Here is a 14,190-nt window from a genome sequence, read left to right as displayed (position 1 = left end):
GTCAGATCCTGTCCTGGGTTCGCGGGGTCAGGCCGTAGCTGATCGCGATCGGGTTCCACTTGGTCATGAAGTCCGTCTTCGCCTGCGTGGCCTGCGGGTTGAGCTCGTCCGCGTGCTTCTTGTCCTGGGTGGTCGGGGCCCTGCCGGAGCAGCCCTGGGCGGCGACGGCGCGCGCCCAGGTCGCGTACGCCTTGTCGATGTCGGCGGACAACTGCCAGGCGGACTTCAGCGAGTTCAGCGCGTCCGTGCCGCCCGGCACGTCCGTGAGGGTCAGCTTGCCGAGCTTGGTCAGCAGGGCGGTGCGCTGGTTGGCGCCGCCGTCGAAGACCTGGGCCGCGCTCTCGATGTCGGCCTTCGACGGGCAGCTGATCACCTTGGCGACGGCGCTGCCGATCGGGGCCTTGGCGCTCTCGCCCTCGCTGAGCAGGCCGTCCAGCGCCTGCGCCTGGGCCTGGGCGTTGGGCCCGGCGCCGGTCGCGGTCGGGGACGGCGCGGCGGTCGGCGAGGCCGGGGTGCTCGCGGCGCCGCTCGGCGCGGCGTCCGTGCCGGTGGGCGCGGAGGCGGGCGGCGGATTGCCGGAGCCGGCCGTGGGGGCGGCCGTCGGGGCCGGTGCGGCCTGGCCGTCCTTGTCGCTGCCCCGGGCGGCGAACAGCAGGCCGCCGCCGATGGCCAGCACCAGGAGCAGGGCGAAGCCGATCAGCAGCGGGGCCTTGCGGTTGGCCGGGCGGTCCCCGTCGTCGTCCGGGTAGGCGGTCGGGTAGTCGGCCTCGTGAGGGGCCGGGTAGCCGGGCTGGGCGCCGTACGGGGGCTGCGGCGGGGCGGCGGGGGGCTGGGGGTAGCCGTAGCCCTGCGGGGGCTGCTGCTGCGCGGTCGCGTGGGAGGGGAACGGCGAGGCCGCGGGAGGGACGGCCGGGGGCTGCGCGGCGGCGGCGCGGGGGATCGGGGCGGTCGGCGGGTCGTAGCCGGGCGCGGTGGCCAGGTACGGGCGGGCGCCCAGCGGCGGGCCCTGGTCGCCGACGGCGCCGGGCACGGGCGGCGGGACGGCCCGGTCGGCCCGGTCGAGGCGGGGGTCGGCGGGGGACTGCGGCGTCGCCGCCGGCTGCGGTGCGGTGGGTGCGGTGGTGTGCGGGGTGGTGGGTGCGGCGGTGTACGCGGTGCCCGGCGCGGGGGCCTCGGGGGCGGGCTCGGTGCCGGCAGGGCGCTGCGGGCCGCGTACCCAGCCGCCGGCACCGCCGCGCGCCGTCGGGTCCCAGACCGCCGGAGCGGTGTTCTGCTGGTCCGTCATGTCGCTGCTGGCCCCCACCGTCCGCCGATGCTCTGCCTGGTGCTGCGCGGCCACCGTACCGTTCGAATCCGCGCCGGACAGCCCCGGCACGACGTTAGAGCATCGGTGCGGGGCCGTGGGGCGGCTCGGGGGATCCGAGGGGGCTGTGGGGGGTGTGCGGGGGTCTGCGGGGGTTTGGAGGGGGTCTGCGGGCTGTCGAGGGGCCCGGGTCAGCGGGCGGAGCGGCGCAGGACGCGCAGGGAACCGGTCACCGAGACCTCCTCGAAGCCCTCGGCGAGCGCCCGCAGGTACACCCGGTACGGGGCCTGGCCGCCGTCCGCCGGGTCCGGGAAGACGTCGTGCACCACCAGCAGGCCCTCCGGCGCCAGATGCGGCACCCAGCCCTCGTAGTCACCGGTCGCGTGCTCGTCGGTGTGCCCGCCGTCGATGAACACCAGGCCCAGCGGGCGCCCCCAGAGCGCGGCGATCCGCGGCGAGCGGCCGACCAGCGCCACCACGTGCTCCTCCAGCCCGGCGGCGTGCAGGGCGCGGCGGAACCGGGGCAGGGTGTCCATCAGCCCGACCTCGGGGTCGACCAGGGTCGGGTCGTGGTACTCCCAGCCGGGCTGCTGCTCCTCCGAGCCGCGGTGGTGGTCCACGGTCAGCGCCACCGTCCCGGCCTCCCGGGCCGCCGCCGCCAGCAGGATCGCCGAGCGGCCGCAGTAGGTGCCGATCTCCAGCACGGGCAGGCCGGTGTCGCGGGCCACCGCCACCGCCGCCGCGTACAGCGCGAGCCCCTCGTCCACCGGCATGAACCCGGTGGCCGCCTCGAACGCCGCCAGCACCTCGGGCGCCGGGCGGGCGCTCTGCAGCAGGTCGGACATGCGATGCTCCTCGGGTCGGGACGGGGACGGACGTGGTCGGACCCTACTGGACGGTAGCGGTGGCGGTGTCGGCGGGCCCGGACGCGGGCCTGGGTGTGGGCCCGGACGCGGGCCTGGGCGCAGGCCTGGACGCGGGCCTTGGCGGGGTCGGAAACGGCGAGCCCGGGCTTTCGGCTCTTTGCTCACCCTTTTGAAACCTGTTCTCCTGATATTGCGGAGGCCATGTCAGAATCGGCCCCGTCCTAGGATCCACTCCGCGTCACGCGATGCACACAGGGAGCAGCCCCATGCGCGCAGCCGTCCTGCACAAGACCGGCCAGGACACCCTCGACGTCCGCGAGGACGTGACCGCGGTCGGCTTCAGAAAAGGCAGCGTCCGGGTCCGGATGCGTGCCGCCAGCCTGTGTCACTCCGACCTCTCCGCGATGAGCGGCGTCCTGCCGCAGCCCGCGCCGTTCGTCCCCGGGCACGAGGGCGCCGGAGACGTGCTGGAGGTCGGCGAGGGCGTGACCGGCCTCGCCGTCGGCGACCGCGTGGTGCTCTGCTGGATGGCCCCCTGCGGCCGCTGTGACCACTGCGCGCAGGATCGCGGCCACCTCTGCGTCACCAGCCTGCGCCGGCTCGGCGCCCCGGGCTTCCGGATCGAGGAAGGCGGCCTGATCGCCTCCGGCTTCTACGGCACCGGTGCCTTCGCCGACGAGGTCGTGGTCTCCGCCGACGCCCTCATCAAGGTGCCCGCCGACCTCCCGTACGAGGTCGCCGCGCTGATCGGCTGCGGGGTGACGACCGGCATAGGCGCGGCGGTGAACACCGCCAAGGTCGAGCCCGGCGCGTCCGTCGCGGTGATCGGGGCGGGCGGCGTCGGCGTGGCCACCGTGCAGGGCGCCCGGGTCTGCGGCGCCGGCCGGATCACCGTCGTCGACCCGGTCGCCTCCCGCCGCGAGCGCGCCCTCTCCTTCGGCGCCACCGAGGCGATCGCCCCCGAGGAGCTGAAGGCGGTGGCCAAGAAGCTGCCGGGCGGCGGCTTCGACTACGTCTTCGAGGCGGTCGGCCGCGCGGCCACCGTCCGGGCCGGCTACGACGCGGCCCGGCGCGGCGGCGCGGTGGTCGTCATCGGCGCGGGCGCCCAGGACGACCTCGCGCAGTTCACCATGGGCGAGCTGTTCTTCAACGAGAAGCGCCTGATGCCCTCGCTCTACGGCGGGGCGACGGTCCGGCGCACCATCGCGCTGGTCGTGGACCTCTGGCGGGCCGGACGGATCGACCTCGACGGCATGATCACCCACCGGGTCGGCCTGGCGGACGTCAACGAGGCGATCGCGCAGATGCGCAGCGGCGAGGCGCTGCGGACCGTCGTGACGATGGACTGACGCAGGGACTGACGCACGGACCTGACGCATGGACTGACGTACGGACTGATGCTCCGACGGACGAGGGCCCGCCGGGGAGCGTTGCTCCCCCGGCGGGCCCGGTGCGCGTCGCGTGCTGCCCGGTGCGTGACGCGGGTGGGATCAGCCCCGCGCCGCGGCCGCGCGGTGGCGGCCGTGCGGGTCGGACTCCGAGCTGTCGTCGGCGGCGGAGCGGCCGCGGTGACGGCCGTGCGCGGAGTCCCCGGCCGTCTTCTCGTCGGCGTCGGTCCCGTTGAACGCGTGGCCGGTGATGTCGGTGAGGGTGTCGGACATGAGAAATCGTCTTCCGTGCGGAGGGTGCTGGTCATCGGCGCCCGGCCGACGCCGGTGGCGCGCGGTCGGGTCCCCGATCGGGCACTCGGTACGCGCCCGTAGCCGGTGATCGCGGCCCGGCCACCATAACGGCCGGAACGGGCGAGATCCTATCGAGATCACGACGCGAGACCCGCCCTGGTCCGGGGCCCGGAACCGAGCCAGTGACCGACCAGCTCGCGGTAGAGCGGGGACAGCACCTGAAGATCGCCGTGCCGGGCCGACAACCCCCGCCCGCCGTCCAGGCCGCCCGGCCAGGAACCCCTGGTCGACGGCGGCCGCGACGAACAACCCGGACACCAGCGGCGGCAGCGCCTCCACCCCGGACCACGCGAGCATCCGCACCAGCGGCCCCCGGGTGACCGCCAACTGCCGGAACAGCAAGCCCCACCCGGGCGCAGCGCCGAACGCGGAACGTCGGCCCCGCCGACTTCCTGCGCGGTTCGGCGGAGCGGGGCCGTCGGTCGGCGGTGGTGTGGGCTGCATGAGGGGTCGGCTGGGCCGGCTTTCTGTGAGGGGTGGCCGCCCTTCGGGCGCGGGCGGGATCGGACGGCGGAGGGCTCTGCTGCGCAGGAAGTCGACCCCGCCGACTTCCTGCGCGGGCCGTCATCCGGTGGCAGCGGCCTGGAGGGCGGCGTCGGCGAGGGTGGCGCGGTAGTCGGGGTGGGCGAGGAGGGTGGTGTGGGGGGCCAGGGCGCGGAGCCGGCCGGTGTCGAGCCAGGCGACGAGGTCGGCGCGGGCGGCGACGGCGGCTCGGTGGGCGACGACCAGGCGGGTGCGGCCGTGGGTGGCACGGTCGAGGGCTTCGGTGGCCAGGTACTCGGTGGCGAGGTCCAGGCCCGAGGTGGCGTCGTCCAGGATCACGATCCGGGCCGGCCGGGCCAGCAGCCGGGCGAGGTCGAGGAGCTGCAACTCCCCGCCGGAGAGGTGGAGTTCGTCGAGCGGGGTGTCCCAGCCGTGCGGCAGTCGCCGCAGGAAGCCGTCCGCGCGGGCGGCCGCCGCCTCGGCCGGGCCCGCGCCGGCCAGCGCGTCACGGACGGTACGGCCGACCAGCGCGGGCCGGGCGAAGGCGTAGCCGACCGCGTGCCGCAGTTCGCTCGGCGCGAGCGCGCCGACCGGGACGCCGTCGATCAGTACGGTGCCCTCGTCGGGGTCGCGCAGTCGGCCCGGCAGCGCGGCCAGCAGGGACTTGCCGGAGCCGGAGCGTCCGACCAGGGCGACCGTACGGCCGCCGGGGATGGTGAGGTCGAGCGGGCCGAGCAGCACCCGGTCGCCGTCGCGCACCACCACGCCCCGCAGTTCGACCTGCCCGGGGCCGCCCGCCGGGAGTGCGGCCGTACCGGAGGAGGCGGGCGTGAACGCCAGCACCTCGTCCACCCGGGCCCGTCCGGCGCCCGCGTGCGCGACCCCGACCAGCGCCTCGACCTGCTCGAACAGTCCCGCGCCCAGTGCCGCCCAGCCGGCCGCCGCGGCGAGCGCGCCGGGGGCGAGGGCGCCGTCGGCGAGCAGGGCGCCGGCGGTGGTGAGCACCGCGACCTCGACCAGGGCGATCAGCAGGGTCGCCTGCCAGGCGGTGCGCCGCTGCGCCGCCCAGAGTGCGTGTCCGGCCATCGAAAGCTCCGGCAGTGGTGCCAACACCCGTGCCGCCTCGCGCGGTTGGGCGCCCGCCGCGTGGATGCTGCGCAGCCCGGTGGGGCGGCGGGGCAACCGGGAGCTCCCGTCGGAGAGTCGGAACGTACGGGGACGTGTCGGAACGCAGAGGGAAGGAGAAGACGGGTGCCGTCCCCGCCTGTCCGGACAGGCAGGGACGGCACCCGGTGACTACCGCCCGATCAGCGGTCGGCCGAGCCGGTGGCTCAGCTGACGGTGAAGAGCAGACAGGTCAGGACGAGGCAGGTGTACTGGCAGCCGTTGCCGTGGCCGGTCAGCTCGACGGACTCGGTCTCCGGCAGATCCTGCAGCGCCGCGAGGTCGGTCTCGAAGTCCACCATGTTCTCCATGATCGGTTCCTCCCCTTGAGGTCACGCCCGCCGCGCTCTGCGTGCGGGGCGTCGGGTGTCGCACCCCGGGCGGTCTCCATCCACCGCGTCGGGGGTGTGCCCGGGCCTCGGCGGGCCCGGGAGTCTGCGGGATGCGGGCGGCTCAGCCCGGTCGGCCGGTCCGCAGGAACGCGGCCAGCAGCTCGTGCAGGACGGCGGCGCCCTCCTCGGCGAGCACCTCGTGCCCGGACCCGGCCGCCTCGACGTACCGGAAGTCCTCGCCCTCGACCCGGCCGATCCGCAGCAACTCGTGCCGCAGTGACCGCGATTGGCTGACCGGTACCACCTCGTCCCGGCTGCCGTGCACCACCAGCAGCGGTGCGCTCAGCCGGTGCGCGAGCTGCAGCACGTCGCGCGGGCCGCGGGCGTCGGCGATCGGCTCGCCGCCGCCCAGCCGGGTGGTCAACGCCCGTACGGGGGGCGCCGCTTCGGCCAGCAGTCGGGCGCCGGACAGGAACGGGGCGACCACCGCGCAGCGGGAGACCTGCCCGGCCGGGGCGTGCGCGGCCGCCAGCAGCGCCAGGAACGCGCCGTAGCTGACCCCGAACAGCGCGGGCGGCTCCAGGCCGAGTGCCGCGCGCTGCCCGGCGATGCCGTCCAGCAGGTACAGCACGTCGTCCAGGTCGGACCCGCCCCAGGCGCCCCGGATGGCCAGCGCGTGCGCGACGCCGTAGCCCGTGGAACCGCGCTGGTTGGGTGCGACCACCGCCAGGCCCTCGGCGGCCATCCGCTGCAGTGCCGGGTCGAACTCCAGCCGCCAGGCGTCGGCCGGGCCGCCGTGCAGCGCCAGCACCAGGTGCGGGCTGCTCAGCCAGGTGTCGCCGCCGTACACCACGGCCTCCAACGGACCGGCCGGGCCCGCCAGTTCGAGGCTCTGCGCGGGATTCCAGCGGCCGCCCTCGCCGGGCGGGGTGCTGCCGTCCAGCCGCCAGCCGGGCGGTGGGGTCCGGACGCCGGGCGCCACGCCGGGCTGCCAGGGCAGAACGGTGCCCCGCCACGGGCCCGGCAATCCCGAGGTCAGCGGCGCGAGTTGCAGGGGCAGCGGCATCGGGCCGTGCGCCAGCAGCGCGTCCACGTCCAGGGTGGCCAGCGCCGCCGGGTGGTCGGGGGAGGAGTACGGCAGCCGCAGCCCCGCCGCGTCCCAGTGCCCGACCGCGCCGAGCCGCCCGGGCGGCACCGGCAACGGGTCCAGCCGCCCGGCGGACGGCCGCCACAGGGCGAGCGCCGACCCGGCACCGTGGTCGATCTGCACCGCGACCCGGGGGCCGTCCGCCCCCCGCCGCAGGGCCACCGGCCGCAGGAACATGCCCGCGACGTGCAGGCATTCCGGGAACCGCAGCGGCGCGCCGCCGCCGAGGACGCCCCAGCCGAGCCGGTCGGTGCCGGGGGCGTCGCTGCGCACGATCGCGAACCGGCTGTCCGGGTCGAACAGCACCAGGCGGTCGTTGCTGCGCTCGCCGATCTCCAGCAGCGGGGTGGTGGTGCCGCTGCGCAGGTCGAGCACCACGCTGCGGACCAGGCCGCCGTTCACCCGGTCCAGCGCGAGCATCGCGCCGGTGTGGTCCAGCCAGGCGCCGCCGCCGTGCAATCCCGGGATCTCGGCGACCCGTTCGGGCTCGCTGCCGTCCGTCCGGACCAGCCAGGCGGTGGTCGCCGGTCGGGTGTCGGTGCCGAGGGCGACCGCCACCGGCGTCCGGGGGTCGGCGCCGGCCGTCACGGGGAGCGGCAGCAGACGCAGCCCGGCCATCCGGAGGGAGGCCAACGGCTGCTCCACGGTGGCGGTTTCGCCGTAGTGAAGGCGGACCAGGTCGTGCCGCTCGCCGTCGTGCCGGCAGACCAGCACCGAGCCGTCCGGCAGCGCGACCAGCTGCGAGCGCAGGCTCTCCGAGCGGTTGCCGGACAGCGGCAGCGCGAGCGGCGCGGCCGGCGTGCCGTCCTGTGGCAGTCGCCAACTCTCCACGTACCAGCCGCTGTCGGCGGAAGCGGCCAGGCAGGCGGCGTGACTGCCGTCGGCGGCGAAGGTGAAGCTCAGCCGGCGCAGGGCCTGTGTCATGGTCCGGATGGCCACGTTCATGCTCCACTCACCTCGCATCCAGCGGACGGGAGTTGGTGTATGGCGGGCGGCACCGGGTCCAGCCAGAGCCGGGGGCCGCCGTGGCGCAGTCGCAGCAGGAAGGCCAACGGGCTTGCCGTGCCGGTCCCGTAGGCGGTGGCGCAGCCGGTGCCGGTCTCGTCCGGGAGGACCAGCAGACCGTCGCGCAGGGCCGCCCTGGCGGCGACAAGGGTGGCCAACTGCTCGGCTCCGGTACGGAATCCGGGCTCGCCGGTGGCCTCGGCGAGGTCCAGCAGGAACTCGCCGTCACCGGCCAGCCCGTGGCAGGCGCTCACCCCGCTGTGCCAGCGGGCGGCCAGCACGGCACGGCCGGCGGCGCGGGCCAGGCCGAGCGCTTCGGCGTCGCCGGTGGCGCGCCAGAGCCGCAGCAGGAAGCTGCCCGCGCCGGAGGAGCCGCTGCACCAGTGCGCGAGCCGGATGTGCTCCGGATCGGCCGCGCTCTGCGGCCACCAGGCGGTCCCCTGCCCGTCGACCTGCGCGGTGCCCCGCTCGCTGTTCTGCTGCTCGCCGTTCTGCCGATCGCTCCACCGTACGGTCGCGGCGAGCGTCCGCCCGGCCTCGGCGGCACCGGTGAGCAGGGCCTGGTCGCCGGTCGCCTCGGCGGCGGCCAGGAGGAAGGCGCCCACGCCGGCCACGCCGTGGGCGAAGCCGAGATGGGTGATCCCGGCGAGCGCCGAGTCGAAGTCCCTCGGCACCGGCCAGACCGTCCCGTACGGCTCGCGGCGGGCGGCGGCGAGCAGGGCGCGGGCGCCGCGAGCAGCCCGGTCGAGGAAGTCCGGAGTATCGAAGTCTTCTGCGGCGAACCGTAGTTGGGTGAATCCGGCGCCGGCAGCGCCGTGACAGACATCGGGGTTGGGCCACTCGACGGCGATCCGGCGAACGAGCCCGGCGGCGCGGTCGGCCAGCGCGGTGTCGCCCAGCACGCGGGCGGCGTCCAGCAGCGCCCAGGCCGTCCCCGACCGCCCGAAGTGCAGCCCTGGCAGTACCACCGGCTCGGCCGCGATGCGCCGCTCGATCCAGCTCACGGCGGTCCGGGCCGTCCGCGCCGCTTCCGCCCGTACCGCGCCCGGCAGCGCTTCGGCGGCGACCGCCCGCGCCAGCACGGCCAGCACCCCGGCGGCGCCGTGCTGCACATTGCACGGATCGGTGCGTTCACCGGCGGGCACCACGGGCCACAGCCGGTCCCGCCGCTCCGGCGTGGCGGTGGCGGCGAGGTGCCGCAGGCCGTCGTGCAGGAGGCGGTCGAGCAGGAGGCGGTCGGGCGGCGGGGCGTCGTCAGCGGTGGCCCCGGGAGCGGCGGCGGCCCGAGCGGCGCCCTGCCGGGCGGACGCGTGCCGGGTGGAGGCGTGCCACAGCGGTGTGACGGCGGCGGGTCGCGCGGCGCGGCCCCCCGGGCCCGCGTCCTCGCGCAGCGACTCCCGCACCCGCGCGACACTCCACCGCTGCTCCGGTTCCTCGGCCCGCAGCCCGAGGATCGCCGGAGCCAGGCGGCGCGCGGTCGTTCCCGTCCGCGCCGCGAGGGCGAGCCAGCGGCCGAGGCGTTCGGCGACCGGGCGGGCCTGCGGGAGGTCGTCCGGCAGGAGCGGGTCGTGGCCGGTGGCCAGGAGGAAGAGCAGCCCGCCGAGGGCGTACAGGTCGACGGCCGGGTCGGCGACGCAGCTGCCGGCGGGGGCGAGCCGGCCGGGCCCGTGCTCGGGGGCGCGGTAGCCGGGGGTGCCGGCCGATCCGGCGGCCCGGCCGACCTCGGCGGCCAGTTCGAGGTCGACCAGCCGCAGCGTGCCGTCCGGGCGGACCATGACGTTGCCGGGGGAGAGGTCGCGCAGCACCAGGCCCTGGGCGTGCACCCGCTCGACGAGGTCGAGGAGGGCGTGCGCGACCGGCCCGGCCTCGGCCCAGTCGACGTCGGGGCTGCCGTCGCGTCGCAGCCGGGCGGTGACCCAGCTGCCCAGCGGCTGTCCGGCGATTCGTTCCTGCACCAGGAAGACGGAGTCGTCCTGCTCGATCAGTTCGACCGCGCGCGGCGCCAGGTCCTGCCCGTCCAGGCGGTCGAGCAGCGCGGCCTCGTGACGCAGCGCGTCGCGGGCGTCGGTGCCCGCGCGGTCGACCTCGATGTGCGCCCGGGCCTGCTTCACCACGACCTCGGCGCCGCTCGACGCCTCTCGGCCGAGGAACACCCCGCCCTTGGCACCGTGCCGCACGGCGGCGGTCACCGCGTACCGCCCGGCCAGCAGCACGCCGCCCTTCCGCCTGCCCGAAGCCGCACCCGCACCCGAAGCCCCGGCCGAACCGGCCTCGGCGCGCAGCGGATCCCGCGCCCACCCCGGCGCCCGGTACGACCCCCCGCGCACGTCCTCGGTCCGCTCCCCGCCCGGCCCGCGCAGCACCGACCGGTACTCCCCGTCGTTGCCCAGCTCCGCCGGCAGCGCGAACGCGCCGTACCGGTAGTGCACCCGGCTCCCGGGCCGGTACGGGCGGTCGGAGAGCACCACCGGCCCCGGCAGCCCGGCGGTGGCCCGGTCGAGCTCGGCCGCCAGCCGTTGGAACTGCGCGTCGTCCGCCGGATAGACGGTGATGAACTTTCCCGCCGAACCCCGGTCGCTGTTACGGGAGTTGAGCTGGCTCAGCCGCTCCTGCGCGGCGGCGAACTTGAAGCTGCACGGGTCCTCGGCGAGCACCCGGACGACCGCCGAGAGCACCTCCTCGCCCACCACCGACGCCGCGCTCACATGGAGCTTCCACCCCTGTTCGGGCAGGGGTGAGGACGCGGACGGCCTGGCCGTGCACCAGAAGCCGCCGACGGTGATGTTCCAGCCGCCGTCGCCTCCCCGGCCGCCGGCACCGGCCAGCGCCGTCCGCGTCGACTCCGGCCACGAACCGGCCGCATCCGGTCCGCGCCCCGCCGACCCCTGGCCCCCGGCAGCACGCAGCGATGTGCCCGCGCTCATTCGCCACCACATCCCTTCGTCTGTTGCCGCCCCTCCGGGGGCGATGAGGCCGCGCCTCTTGATCGGCGGGGCCCAGGCCCGCGCCGACGGGGTGCCCGCCCCGCCCGTCAGCCGGGGCGACTGGGGCAACTCCCGTTCGCAGGACTGAAGTTAGTTTCGAGAAAACCGGCGGTTCAACGCCGAGCCGGTCACTTCACTCGTAAGGGTGGTCCAAAGGCGGTTTCGAATTCGTACGAGAGCCCCGATGTGAGCAGTGGGCGCCGGGCGCACCGGCGCGCACGGCCCGCGCGGGGCGGCACGCGCGCCTCCGCCGCAGGTTGACGCGCATCCGTACGCCGGCGGCACCCCCGTCCGAACAGCCGCGACGGGGCGCGCCGACCGGTGCGGCGAACGGCCGAGGCCCGACCGCCCCCGCGCGCACGGTAGTCTCGACAGGTGCCGAAACTGTCCGACGTCATCACCGCGCTCGAAGAGGTCTACCCGCCGCAGTGGGCGGAGTCCTGGGACGCCGTCGGCCTGGTCTGCGGAGACCCTCAGGCCGAGGTCAACCGCGTCCTGTTCGCCGTCGACCCCGTCCAGGCGGTCGTCGACGAGGCCGTGGAGTGGGGCGCCGACCTGGTGGTCACCCACCACCCCCTCTACCTGCGCGGCACCACCAGCGTCGCCGCCACCACCTTCAAGGGCCGGGTGGTGCACACGCTGATCACCAACGGCATCGCCCTGCACGTCGCCCACACCAACGCCGACCACGCCGACCCGGGCGTCTCGGACGCGCTCGCCGAGGCGGTGGGCCTGCGGGTGACCGGCCCGCTGGTGCCGGACCCGACCGACCCGCTGGGCCGTCGCGGCACCGGCCGGATCGGCCTGCTGGAGCCCCCGCTGCCCCTGTCCGCGTTCGCCGCGCAGGTCGCCAAGGGCCTGCCCGCCACCGCCGCCGGCGTCCGCGTCGCGGGCGACCCGAACCGGCTGGTCAGCCGGGTCGCGGTGTGCGGCGGCTCGGGCGACAGCCTCTTCGCCGACGTACGGGCGGCCGGTGTCGACGCCTACGTGACCGCCGACCTGCGCCACCACCCGGCCTCCGAGGCCGCCGAGGCGGCGCCCGTCGCGCTGGTCGACGCCGCCCACTGGGCCACCGAGTGGCCCTGGCTCGGCCTGGCCGAGCGCGCCCTGCAGTCCGCCGCCGACAAGGGCGGCTGGGCCGTGGAGACCAAGGTCTCCCACCGGGTCACCGACCCGTGGACCGCGCACGCCCCCATGTCCTTCACCGCCTGACCCGATTCACAGGAGCTCTCCGCTTGAACGCCGCGCCCGCCGACCAGACCCGCCTGCTCGACCTCCAGGCCTTCGACTCGAAGCTCGACCAGCTGGCCCACCGGCGCCGGACGCTGCCCGAGCACGCCGAGATCGACAAGGCCTCCGCCGACCACACCGCGCTCAAGGACCTCGTCGTCGCCGCCGAGGCCCAGAAGGGCGACACCGCCCGCGAGCTGACCAAGGCCGAGCAGGACGTCGAGCAGGTCCGCACCCGCGCCGCCCGCAACCAGCAGCGCCTGGACTCCGGCGCGATCACCTCGCCGAGGGACCTGGAGAACCTCCAGCACGAGATCGGCTCGCTCGCCAAGCGCCAGGGCGACCTCGAGGAGGTCGTGCTGGAGATCATGGAGCGCCAGGAGAGCGCCCAGACCCGGGTCGAGGAGCTGTCCGCCCGCCTGGAGCACTCCACCGTCGTCCTCACCGAGGCCGAGGGCCGCCGCGACGCCTCCTTCGCCGAGATCGACGCCGAGGCCGACAAGGTCAAGCGCGACCGCGAGACCATCGCCGCCGTCATCCCGGCCGACCTGCTCAAGCTGTACACCAAGCTGCGCGAGACGCAGGGCGGCGTCGGCGCGGCCCGCCTCTACCAGCGCCGTTGCGAGGGCTGCCGCACCGAGTTCTCGATCACCGAGCTGAACGCCATCAAGGCCGAGCCGGCCGACAAGGTCGTCCGCTGCGAGAACTGCTCGCGGATCCTGGTCCGCACCGCCGACTCGGGCGTCTGATTCGGTGGCGGCGCGCTTCATCGTCGAGGCGGACGGCGGGTCCCGGGGCAACCCGGGGCCGGCCGGCTACGGCGCGGTGGTCCGTGACGGGGACACCGGGCAGATCGTCGCGGAGGCCGCCGAGTTCATCGGCCACGCCACCAACAACGTGGCCGAGTACAAGGGCCTGATCGCCGGGCTCAAGACGGCCCGCGAGCTCGACCCGGACGCCTCGGTGGACGTCCGGATGGACTCCAAGCTCGTCGTCGAGCAGATGTCCGGGCGCTGGAAGATCAAGCACCCCGACATGCAGCCGCTGGCCGCCGAGGCCCGGACCGTCCTCCCGCGCGGCCGGGTCACGTACACCTGGATCCCCCGCGAGCGGAACAAGGACGCCGACCGGCTGGCCAACGAGGCGATGGACGCGGGCAAGGCCGGGCGCCAGTGGGAGCCCAGGCCGAAGGCCCCGGCCGTCGCCGACGAGCCGCCCCTGGAGACCGCCGCCCCCAAGGCCGGCTGGGCCGCCCCCGCCGACCTCGGCACCCCGACCACCTTCGTCCTGCTGCGCCACGGCGAGACCCCGCTCACCCCGGAGAAGCGCTTCTCCGGCAGCGGCGGCAGCGACCCGGAGCTCTCCGACAAGGGCCGCTGGCAGGCCGAGCGGGCCGCCGAGGCGCTCGCCGCGCGCGGCAGCATCCAGGCCGTCGTCGCCTCCCCGATGCGCCGCACCCGGCAGACCGCCGAGACCGTCGCCGCCCGGCTCGGCCTGGAGGTCCGGTACGAGGACGGGCTGCGCGAGGTCGACTTCGGCGACTGGGAGGGCCTGACCTTCGCCGAGGTGCAGGAGCGCCACCCGGAGGACCTGGCGGCCTGGCTCGGCTCCGCCAAGGCCAAGCCGACCGGCAGCACCGAGAGCTTCACCACCCTCACCCACCGGGCCGGCGTCGCCCGGGACAAGATCATCGCCCGGTACGCGGGGAAGACCGTGCTGGTGGTCTCGCACGTCAGCCCGATCAAGACGCTGGTCCGGCTGGCGCTCGGCGCACCGCCGGACTCGATGTACCGGATGGAGCTGAGTGCCGCCTCGCTCTGCGCCGTCCAGTACTACGCGGACGGCAACGCCTCGCTGCGGCTGCTCAACGACACCTCGCACCTGCGCTGATCACCGCGCACCTGCGCTGACCGCCGCGCTCCTGCCCCGGCTGG

11 protein-coding genes are annotated in these 14,190 nt (G+C 75.9%); 4 read left to right on the top strand and 7 right to left on the bottom strand.

Annotated elements, in window-relative coordinates; all coding sequences use genetic code 11:
* Nucleotide 1 precedes the first annotated feature (1 nt).
* On the bottom strand, nt 2-1,285 hold the full coding sequence (locus ACZ52R_RS03870; RefSeq protein WP_465752649.1) for a hypothetical protein: 1,284 nt from the start codon (nt 1,283-1,285) through the stop codon (nt 2-4).
* Between the two features lie 209 nt (nt 1,286-1,494).
* Nucleotides 1,495-2,148 (bottom strand): class I SAM-dependent methyltransferase, encoded by a 654-nt coding sequence (locus ACZ52R_RS03865; RefSeq protein WP_465623640.1) that lies wholly within the window; start codon nt 2,146-2,148, stop codon nt 1,495-1,497.
* 287 nt (nt 2,149-2,435) lie between these two features.
* Here ACZ52R_RS03865 and ACZ52R_RS03860 point away from each other — a divergent pair, with 287 nt between their 5' ends.
* On the top strand, nt 2,436-3,518 hold the full coding sequence (locus tag ACZ52R_RS03860; RefSeq protein ID WP_465752647.1) for a Zn-dependent alcohol dehydrogenase: 1,083 nt from the start codon (nt 2,436-2,438) through the stop codon (nt 3,516-3,518).
* A gap of 141 nt (nt 3,519-3,659) precedes the next feature.
* Here ACZ52R_RS03860 and ACZ52R_RS03855 read toward each other — a convergent pair whose 3' ends face one another.
* The 5 genes from ACZ52R_RS03855 to lanL all read right to left on the bottom strand — a co-directional run bounded on the left by ACZ52R_RS03855 (nt 3,660) and on the right by lanL (nt 10,966).
* Nucleotides 3,660-3,830 carry a hypothetical protein gene (locus ACZ52R_RS03855; protein WP_360492731.1) on the bottom strand — a complete coding sequence of 57 codons (171 nt, stop codon included), beginning with the start codon at nt 3,828-3,830 and terminating at the stop codon, nt 3,660-3,662.
* Between the two features lie 645 nt (nt 3,831-4,475).
* Entirely contained in the window at nt 4,476-5,576 is a 1,101-nt protein-coding gene (locus tag ACZ52R_RS03850) for an ATP-binding cassette domain-containing protein (RefSeq protein WP_465752645.1), read from the bottom strand.
* Nucleotides 5,577-5,725: 149 nt separating this feature from the next.
* Nucleotides 5,726-5,869 (bottom strand): VenA family class IV lanthipeptide, encoded by a 144-nt coding sequence (locus ACZ52R_RS03845; RefSeq protein ID WP_465623635.1) that lies wholly within the window; start codon nt 5,867-5,869, stop codon nt 5,726-5,728.
* Between the two features lie 142 nt (nt 5,870-6,011).
* Entirely contained in the window at nt 6,012-7,982 is a 1,971-nt protein-coding gene (locus tag ACZ52R_RS03840) for an alpha/beta hydrolase family protein (protein WP_465752643.1), read from the bottom strand.
* Nucleotides 7,979-10,966 (bottom strand): class IV lanthionine synthetase LanL, encoded by a 2,988-nt coding sequence (gene lanL, locus ACZ52R_RS03835; RefSeq protein WP_465752641.1) that lies wholly within the window; start codon nt 10,964-10,966, stop codon nt 7,979-7,981. The genes ACZ52R_RS03840 and lanL overlap by 4 nt, the downstream gene beginning before the upstream one ends.
* A 435-nt stretch (nt 10,967-11,401) precedes the next feature.
* Here lanL and ACZ52R_RS03830 point away from each other — a divergent pair, with 435 nt between their 5' ends.
* The 3 genes from ACZ52R_RS03830 to ACZ52R_RS03820 are packed head-to-tail and all read left to right on the top strand — an operon-like array spanning nt 11,402 to nt 14,146.
* Nucleotides 11,402-12,238 carry a Nif3-like dinuclear metal center hexameric protein gene (locus ACZ52R_RS03830; protein ID WP_465623630.1) on the top strand — a complete coding sequence of 279 codons (837 nt, stop codon included), beginning with the start codon at nt 11,402-11,404 and terminating at the stop codon, nt 12,236-12,238.
* 23 nt (nt 12,239-12,261) lie between these two features.
* Nucleotides 12,262-13,005: a zinc ribbon domain-containing protein gene (locus ACZ52R_RS03825; RefSeq protein ID WP_360492719.1), complete on the top strand. Its 744-nt coding sequence runs from the start codon at nt 12,262-12,264 to the stop codon at nt 13,003-13,005.
* Nucleotides 13,006-13,009: 4 nt separating this feature from the next.
* Nucleotides 13,010-14,146 carry a bifunctional RNase H/acid phosphatase gene (locus ACZ52R_RS03820; RefSeq protein WP_465623628.1) on the top strand — a complete coding sequence of 379 codons (1,137 nt, stop codon included), beginning with the start codon at nt 13,010-13,012 and terminating at the stop codon, nt 14,144-14,146.
* Nucleotides 14,147-14,190: the final 44 nt, after the last annotated feature.

The organism is Kitasatospora sp. NPDC034023 (assembly GCF_055575795.1).
Note: the sequence above shows the minus strand (reverse complement) of the source record. Positions and strands in the feature narration are given on the sequence as shown.